The organism is Streptomyces sp. WM4235 (assembly GCF_001279725.1).
In the GTDB taxonomy this organism is placed as follows: Bacteria; Actinomycetota; Actinomycetes; order Streptomycetales; family Streptomycetaceae; genus Streptomyces.
Genome location: NZ_LGDE01000035.1, coordinates 50,763 through 64,376 on the forward strand (window position 1 = coordinate 50,763; position 13,614 = coordinate 64,376).

Here is a 13,614-nt window from a genome sequence, read left to right on the forward strand (position 1 = left end):
AGGGGCTCCCCGCACCTCAAATGGTCACACTGGTGACCGCCCGTGTGTAGCTTGGGCCATGGTCTGAGACCCTGTTTAGCCAGAGCATGCAATGAGGCTGGAAATCAGCGAGCTGCTGTCAGCCGGAAGGACGGCCGTGCACATCGTCATCATGGGTTGCGGAAGAGTGGGCTCCGCCCTCGCGCAGACCCTGGAGCAGCAGGGGCACACGGTCGCGGTCGTCGACCAGGACCCCACCGCATTCCGTCGACTGGGGGCATCGTTCGGCGGCCGCCGCGTCACGGGGGTCGGCTTCGACCAGGACACCCTGCGGGAGGCCGGCATCGAGGAGGCGGGTGCCTTCGCCGCCGTCAGCAGTGGTGACAATTCCAACATCATCGCGGCTCGGGTGGCCCGTGAGATGTTCGGCGTCGAGAACGTCGCCGCCCGCATCTACGACCCCAAGCGCGCCGAGGTCTACCAGCGCCTCGGCATCCCCACCGTCGCGACCGTGCGGTGGACCGCCGACCAGATGCTCCGCCGGCTGCTGCCCTCGGGCGCGGAACCGCTGTGGCGCGACCCGAGCGGCGGTGTCCAGCTCGCCGAGGTGCACACCTCCGAGGCGTGGATCGGCCACAAGGTCAGCAAGCTGCAGGAGGAGACCGGCGTACGTGTCGCGTTCCTCACCCGTCTGGGTGAAGCCACGCTGCCGACGTCGGCGACCGTCCTCCAGGAGGGCGACCTCGTCCACGTGATGATGCGTACGGACGAGATCGACAAAGTCGAGGCGGCCTTCGCCGAGGGGCCTGAGGAGGCACACGCATGAGGGTCGCGATTGCCGGAGCCGGCGCGGTCGGCCGCTCCATCGCGGGTGAGCTGCTGGAGAACGGCCACGAGGTACTGCTGGTCGACAAGGCGCCCACGGCCATCTCCGTGGAGCGGGTGCCGCAGGCGGAGTGGCTGCTGGCCGACGCCTGCGAGATCACCTCGCTGGACGAGGCCGCGTTGCAGCGCTGCAACGTGGTCATCGCCGCCACGGGTGACGACAAGGTCAACCTGGTCGTCTCGCTCCTGGCCAAGACCGAGTACGGGGTTCCCCGGGTCGTGGCGCGGGTGAACAACCCGAAGAACGAGTGGCTCTTCAACGAGTCCTGGGGCGTCGACGTCGCGGTCTCCACCCCGCGTCTGATGTCGGCCCTGGTCGAGGAGGCCGTCAGCGTCGGCGACCTCGTGCGGCTGCTGCGCTTCAGCCACGGCGACGCCAACCTGGTCGAGCTGACCCTGCCCCCCGACTCCTCGGTCGCGGGCACCCAGATCAGCGAGATCAACTGGCCCGAGGACACCTCGCTGGTCACGATCATCCGCGGCAACCGGGTCCTGACCCCGCACGGCGAGGAGACCCTGGAGCCCGGCGACGAGCTCCTCTTCGTGGCCGCCCAGGCCCGCGAGGAGCAGCTGGAGGACCTCCTCCAGGCCCGTCACTAGGTCTCGGCGTACGACGTGTGAGGGGCGGGGCAGCCGATCGGCTGCCCCGCCCCTCACACGTTTCCCGTCAGCGCGTCCCGGCGGCTACGGCGCGCGGTGGCGTCCTTCGGTGGAGGCGTTGGCCGCCTTCGCCGCCTTGGCGGCCGCCTTGGCCTCCTTCTCGGCGACCTCCTCGGCCTCCCACTCCGCGATCACGTCGATCGGCGGCGGCGCCTTCGCGAGGAACACCCACGTGAAGTACACGGCCAGCACCATCGGCGGGAGCTTGAGCGCGATGAGCACCCACCCCAGCTGCGTGGCGTCCCCCCACCAGTACAGCGGGAAGAGGATCGCGTACTTGGCGAGGAAGATGAGCCCCCACGCCAGGCTGGCCTTGGTGTAGGCCTTCTTGCGGCCCGGGTTGCGGGTCCGCCAGGACAGGTTCTCCTTGAAGACCGGGCCGAGGATCACGCCGAGCAGCGGGAAGCCGACCAGCGCCGAGAGCGTGAACGCGAAGCCCAGGCCGACGCCGTAGATCATGCCGGGCAGGTAGAAGCCCTTCGCGCTGCCCGTGAAGAGGGCGAAGGCCACGCCCACGCCCACGCCGAAGACCCCGCTGAAGGCGTGCTTCACGGTGTCCTTGCGCAGCAGCCGCACGATCACGAGCAGGACCGCGAGGGCGCCCGCCGCGATGGCGGAGCTCTTCACGTCCTTGTTGATCGTGTAGATCATCACGAAGAGCAGGCCGGGGAGCATCGTCTCCACGGTGCCGCGGATGCCGCCGAAGGCGTCGAAGAGCGCCGCCTGCGTCACCGCCTTCTGGTCCGCCGCGGGCCCCGGCGGATCCGCCGGCGTGGTCGGTTTGTCGAGTGACGTCACCGGTTACTGCTCCTGTCCGAGCGGTCGGAGTTCGTACTTCGGGTTGAAGAGGACCCGACGCCCATGGCTCATCGAGATCCGGCCGGAGGCGATCATGCGCCGTCCCGGCTCGATTCCCACGATCGAGCGACGTCCGAGCCACACCACGTCCAGCGGGGCCGAGCCGTCGAACAGCTCCGCCTCCAGGGCGGGAACCCCGGCGCGAGGCCGCAGGGTCACGGTACGCAGCGTTCCGGTCACCTTGACTATCTGGCGGTCGTCGCAGTCGCAGATCCGCGTGCATCCCGCGGCTTCTGCGTCCTCCTGCAGCTCCGCCGAATGCAGCTCCTCCTGCGAGGTGGAAAGCCGCTCTATCATCCGGCGGAACCGGCCCGCCGGCCTGGCCGGTTTCGCGGGCTTCTCGGGACGCGGTTCAGCACTCATACAGGAAGCGTACCGGCGCTCCCGCTACCTCTCGAAGCGGTATCCCATGCCCGGTTCGGTGATGAAGTGGCGGGGATGCGAGGGGTCCGCCTCCAGCTTGCGCCGCAGTTGCGCCATGTAGACCCGCAGGTAGTTGGTCTCCGTGCCGTACGAGGGCCCCCACACCTCCTGGAGCAGCTGCTTCTGGCTGACGAGCTTGCCGCCGTTGCGGACCAGCACTTCCAGCAGGTGCCATTCCGTGGGGGTGAGGCGTACGTCGCGCCCCGCGCGCACCGCCTTCTTGGCGGCCAGGTCCACGGTGAAGCCCGCGGTCTCCACGACCACCTCGTCCTCGCCCGCGGCCGGCTCGGCCCGCCGCACGGCCGCGCGCAGCCGGGCCAGCAGCTCGTCCATGCCGAAGGGCTTGGTGACGTAGTCGTCGGCGCCGGCGTCCAGTGCCTCCACCTTCTCGTCGGAGCTGTGCCGGGCGGACAGGACCAGGATCGGCACACGGGTCCATCCGCGCAGTCCCCTGATCACCTCGACGCCGTCCATGTCGGGCAGACCGAGGTCCAGGACGACCACGTCGGGGTGGCGGGCGGCGGCGAGTTCCAGGGCGCTCGCCCCGTCGGCGGCGGCATCGACCTCGTACTTGCGCGCCTTCAGGTTGATCACGAGGGCTCGGACGATCTGCGGTTCGTCGTCCACCACGAGCACCCGGGTCATTGAGGGCCTGCCTTCTGTCGTACGGAGGGGTCGACCGGTCGATCGAACGAGTGAGAGGGAGAGAGCGATTCAGAGGGAGGGTACGAGGCGGCGGCGGGAGGACCGGTCCCGACCTCGCCGTCCACCGTGGCACGTGAGGGGTCGCGCTCCCCCGTCACCGCGCGCAGGGTGAGCACCATGGTCAGCCCGCCGCCGGGGGTGTCCTCGACGTCGAGGGTGCCGTCCATGGCCTCCGCGAACCCGCGGGCGACGGCCAGGCCGAGGCCCACCCCGGCGCCCCGGGGGGAGTCGCCGTGTCGTTGGAAGGGGGCGAAGATCCGGTCCTTGGCCTCGTCGGGCACCCCGGGGCCGCGGTCCACGACCCGTACCTCGACGCGGTCGCCGAGGAAGCTGGCCGCGACCAGCACCCGTTCCCCCGCCGGGCTGTACTTGACGGCGTTCTCGACCACGTTGGCGACGGACCGCTCCAGCAGCCCCGGGTCCACGGCCACCATCGGCAGGGTCTCGGGGATGTCCAGCACCACGCTGTCCTCCGGTACGCCGCCCAGCGCCATCGGGACCACCTCGTCGAGGTCGATCTCGCGGATCAGGGGGGTGACCGTGCCGGTCTGGAGGCGGGACATGTCGAGCAGGTTGCCGACGAGGTGGTCGAGCCGGTCGGCGCCGTCCTCGATGCCTTCGAGGAGTTCGGCCCGGTCCTCCTCGGACCATTCGACGTCGTCGGAGCGCAGCGAGCTGACCGACGCCTTGATGGAGGCCAGGGGGGTGCGCAGGTCGTGGCTGACGGCGGCCAGCAGCGCGGTCCGGATGCGGTTGCCCTCGGCCATCCGGCGGGCCTCCTCGGCCTGTCCGACCAGCCGCTGCCGGTCCAGGACCACGGCGGCCTGGGCGGCGAAGGCGCCGAGCACGCGGCGGTCCTCGGCGGGCAGCACGCGCCCCGACAGGGCCAGCGCCATGTGGTCTCCGATCGGCATGTCCACGTCCGCGTCCTCGGGCCGGGACGCGGGACGCGGGCCCACGCTGGCGGCCGGGAACCAGGGCTCGACGTCGCTCTCCCGCTCCAGCAGGGCCACCGACTCCATGGCGAAGGTCTCGCGCACCCTTTCGAGCAGCGCGTCCAGGGTGGTCTCGCCGCGCAGGACGCTGCCCGCGAGGAAGGAGAGGATCTCGGACTCGGCGCGCAGGCGGGCGGCCTGTTGGGTCCGCCGGGCGGCGACGTCCACGACGGACGCGACGGCGACGGCCACCCCGAAGAAGACCGAGATGGCGACGATGTTCTTGGGGTCGGAGACCGTGAACCGGTGCACCGGTGGGGCGAAGAAGTAGTTCAGCAGCAGCGAGCCGAAGGCCGCCGACGCCAGGGCGGGCACGAGTCCGCCGAGCAGCGCGGCGGCCACGGTGAGCGCCAGGAACAGCAGCATCTCGTTGGCGAGTCCGGGGTCGCCGTCGATGTTGGCCAGGACGAGGGCGAGGAGGGCGGGGAAGAGCACGCCGACCACCCAGCCGGCCACGATCCGGGGTCGTCCGAGGCGGGCGGCGGTGCGCACCACGGGCAGTCCGCGCCCCTTGGCGACCTCCTCGTGGGTGACGATGTGGACATCGAGGTCGGGCCCTGATTCCCGGGCCACGGTGACGCCCACGCCCGGCCCGAAGACGTACTGCCAGGTCTTGCGGCGGCTGGAGCCCAGGACGATCTGGGTGGCGTTGACCCCGCGGGCGAACGCGAGCAGGGCGTCGGGGACGTTGTCGCCGATGACGTGGTGGAACGTTCCTCCGAGGTCTTCCACCAGGGTCCGCTGGACCGCGAGCTCCTTCGGGGACGCCGCGGTCAGGCCGTCGCTGCGGGCGATGTAGACGGCCAGGATCTCGCTGCCCGAGCCCTTGGCCGCCATCCGGGAGGCGCGCCGGATCAGGGTGCGGCCCTCCGGCCCGCCGGTGAGACCGACGACGATCCGTTCGCGGGCCTGCCAGGTGGAGCGGATGTCGTGCTCGCCCCGGTACTGCTGGAGGTACTCGTCGGCCCGGTCGGCCACCCACAGCAGCGCGAGCTCGCGCAGGGCGGTGAGGTTGCCGGGGCGGAAGTAGTTGGACAGGGCCGCGTCGACCTTGTCGGGCTTGTATATGTTGCCGTGCGCCATCCGACGGCGCAGGGCCTGCGGGGACATGTCGACCAGCTCGATCTGATCGGCCCGCCGGACCACCTCGTCCGGTACGGTCTCCCGCTGCCGCACGCCGGTGATCGACTCGACCACGTCCCCGAGTGATTCCAGGTGCTGGATGTTCACGGTGGACACGACGTCGATGCCCGCGCGGAGCAGTTCCTCCACGTCCTGCCAGCGCTTGGCGTTGCGCGAGCCCGGCACATTGGTGTGCGCGAGCTCGTCCACCAGTGCCACGGCGGGTCCGCGGGCCAGCAGCGCGTCCACGTCCATCTCCGTGAACCCGGCGCCCCGGTGGGTCAACTCCCTGCGCGGCACCTGTTCCAGTCCGTGCAGCATGACCTCGGTGCGCGGCCGTCCGTGGTGCTCGACGAAGCCGACGACGCAGTCGCCGCCGCGCTCCACCCGACGGTGGCCCTCGGAGAGCATGGCGTACGTCTTGCCCACACCGGGTGCCGCGCCGAGGTATATCCGTAGCTTGCCGCGTGCCATGCGCCCATTCTCAGGGACGTCCCCGCAGTTCACGCGCCGATGTACGGCGATGGGCGCATCCCTGACGGATCCCTGACGCGTCCGCCGGGAACGGCGGTGGGCCGCACCCCCGCGAGGGTGCGGCCCACCGACCGGAACCAACCGTCGAGCGAGGTCAGCGGACCTCGGTGATCTCGGGACCGCGTTCCAGCTGGCCCATGCCGCCGCCGAAGCGGGAGCCCTCCGGCTCCTCGGTCGTCTGCACGCCGTCCGGCACCATCTGGGCGTCGTTCGGCAGCTTCAGGACGATGGGGTCACGGGGGGCCATGGGGCCGTCGCCGCGGAGGACGACGGTGTCCCGGAAGATCTGCTCCAGCACGCCGGCCGAATCCGGGCGCACCGCGCCCTGGCCGGAGATGACACCGCGCAGGAACCAGCGGGGACCGTCGACGCCGACGAACCGCACCAGCTGGGCGCCGGTCTGGCCGTCGGGCAGCGGTACGGGGACCTGCGCGCGCAGCTCCCAGCCCAGCGGGCCCTGGACCTCGTCGATGATGCCGCCCTGTTGGGTGATGCCCGTGGCGATCTCGTCGCGGACCTCGCCCCAGATGCCTTCCTTCTTGGGCGCCGCGAAGGCCTGGAGCTGCACGGCGCTGTCGCCGAGGACCACGGTCGCGGCCACGATCGCGTCACCGGCGACCTCGACGCGCAGCTCCATGCCCTCGACACCGGGTACGAGGATGCCTCCGAGGTCGACGCGGCCGTCCTCCGGATTGCCGATCACCTCGGAAACGTCCCAGGGGCCGTCCGGCCTGGGGGCCGGCGGCAGGTTCATCCGACGCGGCTTGGCGTCGTCGTCGAGCGCCTCGGCGTCGTCCCGCTCATCGGCGCGTGCGCCGTCGACGACCTGCTCGGCCGCGCCGCCGTCCCTGACGGAGTCGTTCTTCTTGCGACGTCCGAACACGTCACTGTCCTTCCCGGTCGGTTACGACCGAAGCGTAGCCATTCCCACCCTGCTGACCAGCCTCGGATCCGGCCACGGCCGCATGACCGCCGGTGGAGCCGAAACCCCCCTCGGCCCGGGCCGAGCCGGGAAGTTCCGCCACCTCGTGGAAGCGCACCTTCTCGACCCGCTGGACAACCAGCTGGGCAATGCGGTCGAAACGCTCGAACCTGACGCTCTCGCGCGGGTCGAGATTGACCACGATCACCTTGATTTCCCCACGGTACCCGGCATCCACCGTCCCCGGGGCATTCACCAGTGCCAGGCCGCAACGGGCGGCCAGGCCCGAGCGCGGGTGCACGAAGGCGGCGTACCCGTCGGGCAGGGCGATGGAGACGCCCGTGGGCAGCACGATCCGCTCGCCGGGCGCGAGCTCGGCGGCCTCCGTGGTCACCAGGTCGCAGCCCGCGTCACCGGGGTGACCGTAGGCCGGCATGGGCACCTCGGGGTCGACGCGGCGGATCAGCACGTCGACGCCCCGGCGGGCGTCGTGGTCGTTCTGAGACATCAGGGGTTCACCTCGAAGGCGCGTGCGCGCCTGACCTGGTCCGGGTCGGCCATCGCCGCCCGGATCTCCTCGGGCCGTCCGTTGTCGATGAAGTGGTCGACCTTCACCTCTATGAAGAGGGCGTCGGCGCGTACGGCGACCGGCCCCTCGGGACCGCCTATTCGGCCGACCGCGGAGCAGTAGATCTTCCGCCCGGCCACGGCGGTCACCTCCGCCTCCAGGTGCAGCACGGTGTCCACGGGAACGGGCCGTACGTAGTCGGTCTCCAACCGGCCGGTCACCGCGATGACGCGCAGCAGCCAGTTCAGGGAGCCGAGCGTCTCGTCGAGCGCGGTGGCGAGGACGCCTCCGTGGGCGAGACCGGGGGCGCCCTGGTGGGCCTGCTTGACGGTGAACTCGGCGGTGACGCGCACGCCCTCGCCCGCCCGTGCCTCCAGGTGGAGCCCGTGGGGTTGCCCCTCGCCGCAGCCGAAACAGTGCTCGTAGTGCGCGCCGAGGAGTTCGCCGGGCCCCGGGGCGTCGGGGTGCCGGACCGGCGCCGTGGCATCGGCCGGCGGCGTCAAGGCTGTGTTTCGTCCACTCACAGCCGCTGACCTTACCCGCGCGGCGGTTCGACGGTCGCCTCGTGGCAGGCTTGGAGCCATGCATCCCTCCCCCGCGCACCACGACGAACGCCTGACCGCTCCCCGCGCCTGGTGGGGCATCGCCGTGCTCCTCGGCGTCGCGTGCGCGCTGATGCTGTTGCCGCTGGGCACGCTGCCGATGCTGCTCGGTCTGGTAGGGGGCACTGTGCTGGCGGGGATGGTGGTGAGTTCGTACGGCTCCGCGCGCGTGCGCGTGGTGAACGGTGCGCTGGCGGTGGGTGACGCGAGGATCCCGGTGACGGCCCTGGGCGAACCCGAGATCCTGGAGGCCGAGGAGGCGCGCGCCTGGCGCACGTACAAGGCGGACACCCGCGCCTTCATGCTGATGCGCAGCTACGTGCCGACGGCCGTGCGCGTCGAGATCACCGATCCGGCCGACCCGACTCCCTACGCGTACGTCTCCACCCGTGAGCCGCAGGCCCTGGTCGCGGCCCTTCGCGCGGCGAAGAACAGCCCGGCCGCGCCGGCGGCCGGCTGAGTCCGGGAGGTCGGGGGCGGCGCCCCGGGGGCGGTCGTCAGCCTCGCCCTTGCGCGTCGGGGCCCTCGATGACCCTCCTGGTGGCCTCGGGAAGGGGCTGGGTGGGCCGCTCAAGGGGCGGCAACTGCGGGAGGGCGTCCCAGGCCACGGCGCGGGTGCGCAGGTCCGCACGCACCTTCTCGGCGAGTTTGCGGGTGTCGCGGCGGTTCATGACGGCGCCGACTGCGGCGCCCACCATGAACGGCATGAGGTTGGGCAGGTTGCGGAACATCCGCTTCATGATCTGTTGGCGCAGTTCGCGCTTCATCTGACCGCCGAGCGCCAGGTTCAGCGTCGTCGGCTTGGTCAGGTCGACTCCGCGTTCCTCCGTCCAGGACGTCAGGTACGCGAAGCTGCGTTCCCCGAGGTTGCCGGGCGCCCGGAGCCCGTACACCTCGTGGAGTTCGGCGAGGAGCTTCAGCTCGATCAGCGCGACCCCGGTGATCTCCGCGGCCATCTCGGCCGGCATCGCGGGCGGCACCGGAAGCATCGCCGCCGCGCCGATGCCCGCGCCGACGGCGGACGTGGCGTTGGCGGCGCCGGTGATCAGTTTGTCGGCGAGCCGATCGGGGTCGAGGTCCGGGAACTGCGCGCGCAGGGTCGCGAGGTCCCGAACCGGAACGCGCGGTGCGTTCTCGATGATTCGGTCGGTGATGTACAGGGCGGCGGCCTTCGCACCTTCGCCGCCCTTGCGCACACCGTTCTTGACGGCTTGCACCCGACGAGCCCCGAACCACTGCCGGGACTCCTCGTCGGCCGCTGTGGCCGACGGCACCGCCGCGGCGGTATCGGAGGGCACGGCGGGTACGCCGGGGGCTCCAGGGCCCGTTGCCGGGTCCGTGGTTCCCACCTGCGTCTCCGCCGGATCACCAGACTTTCGGAAGCGTCGCTTCCGAAATGGCGTCGAGCCTGTCACGGCCGACGCCTCTCAGTCGCAGTCGCGACAGATCGGCTGACCGTTCTTCTCGCGTGCCAGCTGGCTGCGGTGGTGCACCAGGAAGCAGCTCATGCAGGTGAACTCGTCGGCCTGCTTGGGCAGGACCCGTACGGCCAGCTCCTCATTGGAGAGGTCCGCACCGGGAAGCTCCATGCCTTCGGCCGCGTCGAAGTCGTCCACATCGACGTTCGACGACGACTTCTCGTTGCGCCGGGCCTTCAGCTCTTCGATGCTGTCGTTGTCAACGTCGTCGTCGGTCTTGCGTGGGGTGTCGTAGTCCGTTGCCATTGTTCGCTCTCCCCCTCTGGGATTTAGCGGTGTCTCAGCGCACGTAACGCGCGAGAGGCCGGACTTGTGCCCGACCTGAGGCGGAGATTTTGCCTCACATCAAGGTCTGTTACTCAATCGACACCCAGCCGCACGCCCGAAGGCGCATTTGGCTGGGATGACGACCGGGACCGTACACGGTCCGGGGGCCGTCTTGCACAAACGCCACCCCGTGTATTTCCCGCCATCATGGGGGCCGGAAACCCGGACTTCCCGGGCGTTCCGGCCTTCCCCGGGTCACTGAACGCACATGACCCGACACTCGACAATGTGATCGATCACACAGGCCCCCTGACCACGACCGTTGTCCCGTTCAGCCAACAGCGAACACACGGGACCGCAGGTCACAGGGGCAACGTGACACGCATCACGAGGCCACCGCCCTCGCGGGGCGTCGCCTGGATGCGGCCGCCGTGTGCGCGGGCCACGGAGCGCGCGATCGAGAGACCGAGCCCCACACCCTTGTCACTGCCCGTTCGTTCGGTACGCAGCCGCCTGAAGGGCTCGAAGAGGTTCTCCACCTCGTACGCGGGAACAACGGGACCCGTGTTCGATACGAGCAGCACCGCGTGACCGTGCTGGACCTCGGTGGTGACCTCCACCCAGCCGCCCTCCGCGACGTTGTACCGGACGCCGTTCTGCACCAGGTTGAGGGCGATCCGCTCCAGCAGCACGCCGTTGCCCTGGACGACCGCCAGGGCGCGTTCGCCGCGGATCTCCACGCCCTTGGCACCGGCCTCGCCGCGCGCCTGGTCGATGGCCCGCGAGGCGACCTCGGCCAGGTCCACGGGCTTGCGTTCGATTATCTGGTTGTCGCTCCTGGCCAGCAGGAGCAGGCCTTCGACGAGCTGCTCGCTGCGCTCGTTGGTGGCGAGCAGCGTCTTGCCGAGCTGCTGGAGCTCCACCGGGGCCCCCGGGTCGGAGAGGTGCACCTCCAGGAGCGTCCTGTTGATCGCGAGCGGCGTCCGCAGCTCGTGCGAGGCGTTGGCCACGAACCGCTGCTGGGCCGTGAAGGCCCGCTCCAGCCGGTCGAGCATCTCGTCGAAGGTGTCGGCCAGCTCCTTGAGCTCGTCGTCCGGCCCGTCCAGCTCGATCCGCCGGGTCAGGTCGGAGCCGACCACCCGACGGGCGGTACGGGTGATCTTCCCCAGCGGCGAGAGCACCCGGCCGGCCATCGCGTAGCCGAAGGCGAAGGCGATGATGCTGAGGCCCAGCAGGGCCATCAGCGACCGGCTGAGCAGGTCGTCCAGGGCGTGCCTGCGCTGTTCCAGGACGCAGGCGTTGATGGCGGCGTTGAACTGGTCGAGCGGCTGACCCTTGCCGGCCACCCCGGGGCAGGTGTTGCTGATGACCGTGACGTCGGTCCCGTCCACGATCTTGAAGGGCGTGCCGTTGCCCTCGCGCAGCGCCTGCGCCGCCAGCAGGTAGATGATCGACAGCAGCAGGATGCCCGCGATCAGGAACATCCCGCCGTACAGCAGGGTGAGCCGTATCCGGATCGTCGGCCGCAGCCAAGGGAAGGGACCCTCGGGCGGTCCGGGGTCCCAGGTGGGTTTCGGTGGCGCCGCGGGCGGCGCCGGTGTCGCTGCCATCCCCGTCAGATCCGGTATCCGGAGCCCGGCACGGTGACGATCACGGGCGGCTCGCCGAGCTTGCGCCGCAGGGTCATGACGGTCACCCGGACCACGTTGGTGAAGGGGTCGGTGTTCTCGTCCCAGGCCTTCTCCAGCAGCTGCTCGGCGGAGACCACCGTGCCCTCGCTGCGCATGAGGACCTCCAGCACCGCGAACTCCTTCGGCGCCAGCTGCACCTCCTTGCCCTCGCGGAAGACCTCGCGGCGGTTCGGGTCCAGCTTGATGCCGGCCCGCTCCAGCACGGGCGGCAGGGCCACGGTCGTACGCCGCCCGAGCGCCCGCACCCGCGCGGTGAGCTCGGTGAAGGCGAAGGGCTTGGGCAGGTAGTCGTCCGCCCCGAGCTCCAGCCCCTCGACCCGGTCGCTCACGTCGCCGGAGGCGGTGAGCATCAGGACGCGGGTGGGCATGCCCAGCTCGACGATCTTGCGGCAGACGTCGTCGCCGTGCACGAGCGGGAGGTCCCGGTCGAGCACCACCACGTCGTAGTCGTTCACTCCGACGCGCTCAAGGGCCGCGGCGCCGTCGTACACGACGTCCACGGCCATGGCCTCCCGGCGCAGGCCGGTGGCCACCGCATCGGCGAGCAGCTGCTCGTCCTCGACGACGAGTACGCGCACGTCGTTTCCTTCCTTAGAGCCCAGACGGGCACACCTGTATTGCGTCGACCATCCTGCACGTTTCGGCGGTAAACCGGCTGTAAGGCGCCGCTCGGCCGCCTTCCCCCGGGTGGAAGTGGGGATTCCCCGGCCTCGCGAGGTTTCTGGGCCCGGGGTGCCGGGGAGGACGACTGCACACCCCGACCACTCCCTGACGGCGGACTGCCACGTGCTCACCCGTCGCCGACCCATGAAGAGGGGGCGCACCCACCATGGACGCATTCACCGCAGGCCTTCTGCAGCGCATCGAGGCCACCCAGTCCGACCTCAGCAAGGCCCGTGAGACGGGCGACGACCACCTCGCCGATGTGGAACAGGCGGAGTTGGAGGACCTCCAGCGCCTGGCCGCCGAACACGGGGTACCCGTGGAACACGGCGTATCCGTCACGGCCGCCTGATCCCACCCCGCCCCGGACCCCCGACCCCGGCCGCCCACAGGGCGCCCGGGGTCTTTCCGTGGCCGGCCGCCGGACCGGGCCACGGAGGGACCTCAGTCGCGCCAGGCCTCCGCCTCGTCCAGCAGCGGTTGCAGCGAGGCGAACACGGCCGGGGTGGCCGCCAGCGCCAGTTCGCCCGAGGCGGGCCGCCCCGGGCGGCCTCCGGTCAGCGCCCCCGCCTCGCGCGCGATCAGCTCGCCCGCCGCCAGGTCCCAGGGGTTCAGCCCCCGCTCCCAGTACCCGTCCAGCCGCCCGGCGGCCACGTCGCACAGGTCCACGGCCGCCGAGCCGCCCCGCCGGATGTCCCGGACCAGCGGGATGATCCGCCGGGCGACCTCGGCCTGGTGCGCCCGCCGCGCCTGCACGTACGCGAATCCGGTCGCGATCAGCGCCTGGTCCAGCGGCGCCGGCGGCCGGCACGCGAGACGGGTGTCGCCCAGCCACGCCCCGTCCCCGAGCACCGCGTGGAACGTCTCCCCGCGCATCGGGGCCGCGACGACCCCGACCACGGTCTCGCCCCGGTACTCGGCGGCGACCGACACGGACCAGCTCGGCAGCCCGTACAGGTAGTTCACGGTGCCGTCGAGCGGGTCCACGACCCAGCGCACGCCGCTGGTCCCGGGGGTGTCCGCGCCCTCCTCGCCCAGCAGCCCGTCCTCGGGACGCCTGCGTCCGAGGATCTCGGTGATCAGCTTCTCCGCCGCGATGTCCATCTCGGTCACCACGTCGATCGGGCTGGACTTGGTCGCGGCCACCGCGAGGTCCGCCGGTCGCCCGTCGCGCAGCAGTTCACCCGCCCGCCGGGCCGCCTCCAGACCCACGTCGAGCAGCTCGGCCTTCAGTTCCGCGGAAATCATGGTCGTGCCACTCC

Annotated in this window: 16 protein-coding genes; 4 read left to right on the forward strand and 12 right to left on the reverse strand. The window is 71.0% G+C overall.

Annotated elements, in window-relative coordinates:
• The first annotated feature begins 136 nt into the window (after nucleotides 1–136).
• The gene (locus tag ADK55_RS05190) at nucleotides 137–805 is read left to right on the forward strand and encodes a potassium channel family protein (RefSeq protein ID WP_053676315.1); all 669 of its coding nucleotides are present in this window, start codon (nucleotides 137–139) and stop codon (nucleotides 803–805) included.
• Nucleotides 802–1,464, forward strand: a complete 663-nt coding sequence (locus tag ADK55_RS05195) for a potassium channel family protein (RefSeq protein ID WP_053676259.1) — start codon at nucleotides 802–804, stop codon at nucleotides 1,462–1,464. Before ADK55_RS05190 ends, ADK55_RS05195 begins: the two co-directional genes overlap by 4 nt.
• Before the next feature lie 84 nt (nucleotides 1,465–1,548).
• Here ADK55_RS05195 and ADK55_RS05200 read toward each other — a convergent pair whose 3' ends face one another.
• From ADK55_RS05200 to ADK55_RS05230, 7 genes are all read right to left on the reverse strand, one after another.
• Entirely contained in the window at nucleotides 1,549–2,322 is a 774-nt protein-coding gene (locus ADK55_RS05200; RefSeq protein ID WP_053676260.1) for a DUF3159 domain-containing protein, read from the reverse strand.
• A gap of 3 nt (nucleotides 2,323–2,325) precedes the next feature.
• Nucleotides 2,326–2,745 carry an OB-fold nucleic acid binding domain-containing protein gene (locus ADK55_RS05205; RefSeq protein WP_078998499.1) on the reverse strand — a complete coding sequence of 140 codons (420 nt, stop codon included), beginning with the start codon at nucleotides 2,743–2,745 and terminating at the stop codon, nucleotides 2,326–2,328.
• Between the two features lie 24 nt (nucleotides 2,746–2,769).
• Nucleotides 2,770–3,450: a response regulator gene (locus ADK55_RS05210; protein ID WP_053676262.1), complete on the reverse strand. Its 681-nt coding sequence runs from the start codon at nucleotides 3,448–3,450 to the stop codon at nucleotides 2,770–2,772.
• Nucleotides 3,447–6,101, reverse strand: a complete 2,655-nt coding sequence (locus tag ADK55_RS05215) for a sensor histidine kinase (RefSeq protein WP_078998500.1) — start codon at nucleotides 6,099–6,101, stop codon at nucleotides 3,447–3,449. The genes ADK55_RS05210 and ADK55_RS05215 overlap by 4 nt, the downstream gene beginning before the upstream one ends.
• Before the next feature lie 154 nt (nucleotides 6,102–6,255).
• Nucleotides 6,256–7,044, reverse strand: a complete 789-nt coding sequence (locus ADK55_RS05220) for a DUF3710 domain-containing protein (protein WP_053676263.1) — start codon at nucleotides 7,042–7,044, stop codon at nucleotides 6,256–6,258.
• 1 nt (nucleotide 7,045) lies between these two features.
• Nucleotides 7,046–7,591 carry a dUTP diphosphatase gene (gene dut / locus ADK55_RS05225; RefSeq protein WP_053676264.1) on the reverse strand — a complete coding sequence of 182 codons (546 nt, stop codon included), beginning with the start codon at nucleotides 7,589–7,591 and terminating at the stop codon, nucleotides 7,046–7,048.
• On the reverse strand, nucleotides 7,591–8,175 hold the full coding sequence (locus tag ADK55_RS05230; protein WP_053676265.1) for a PaaI family thioesterase: 585 nt from the start codon (nucleotides 8,173–8,175) through the stop codon (nucleotides 7,591–7,593). The genes dut and ADK55_RS05230 overlap by 1 nt, the downstream gene beginning before the upstream one ends.
• 58 nt (nucleotides 8,176–8,233) lie before the next feature.
• Between ADK55_RS05230 and ADK55_RS05235 the strand changes: the two genes are divergently transcribed.
• Nucleotides 8,234–8,713 (forward strand): DUF3093 domain-containing protein, encoded by a 480-nt coding sequence (locus ADK55_RS05235; RefSeq protein ID WP_053676266.1) that lies wholly within the window; start codon nucleotides 8,234–8,236, stop codon nucleotides 8,711–8,713.
• 37 nt (nucleotides 8,714–8,750) lie between these two features.
• Here ADK55_RS05235 and ADK55_RS05240 read toward each other — a convergent pair whose 3' ends face one another.
• The 4 genes from ADK55_RS05240 to ADK55_RS05255 form a co-directional block, all read right to left on the reverse strand.
• A complete protein-coding gene (locus ADK55_RS05240; protein WP_053676267.1) occupies nucleotides 8,751–9,668 on the reverse strand; it encodes a hypothetical protein in 918 nt (305 codons plus the stop codon).
• 12 nt (nucleotides 9,669–9,680) lie between these two features.
• Nucleotides 9,681–9,977 carry a DUF4193 domain-containing protein gene (locus tag ADK55_RS05245; protein ID WP_053676268.1) on the reverse strand — a complete coding sequence of 99 codons (297 nt, stop codon included), beginning with the start codon at nucleotides 9,975–9,977 and terminating at the stop codon, nucleotides 9,681–9,683.
• Between the two features lie 383 nt (nucleotides 9,978–10,360).
• The gene (locus tag ADK55_RS05250; protein ID WP_053676269.1) at nucleotides 10,361–11,608 is read right to left on the reverse strand and encodes a sensor histidine kinase; all 1,248 of its coding nucleotides are present in this window, start codon (nucleotides 11,606–11,608) and stop codon (nucleotides 10,361–10,363) included.
• Nucleotides 11,609–11,613: 5 nt separating this feature from the next.
• Entirely contained in the window at nucleotides 11,614–12,267 is a 654-nt protein-coding gene (locus ADK55_RS05255) for a response regulator transcription factor (RefSeq protein WP_030008767.1), read from the reverse strand.
• Nucleotides 12,268–12,518: 251 nt separating this feature from the next.
• On the opposite strand from ADK55_RS05255, the gene ADK55_RS05260 reads away from it, so the two are divergent.
• Nucleotides 12,519–12,704 carry a hypothetical protein gene (locus ADK55_RS05260; RefSeq protein WP_053676270.1) on the forward strand — a complete coding sequence of 62 codons (186 nt, stop codon included), beginning with the start codon at nucleotides 12,519–12,521 and terminating at the stop codon, nucleotides 12,702–12,704.
• A gap of 92 nt (nucleotides 12,705–12,796) precedes the next feature.
• Here the strand turns inward: ADK55_RS05260 and ADK55_RS05265 are convergent, their stop codons facing one another.
• Nucleotides 12,797–13,600, reverse strand: coding sequence for an inositol monophosphatase family protein (locus ADK55_RS05265; RefSeq protein ID WP_053676316.1), 804 nt, complete (start codon nucleotides 13,598–13,600; stop codon nucleotides 12,797–12,799).
• Between the last annotated feature and the right edge of the window lie 14 nt (nucleotides 13,601–13,614).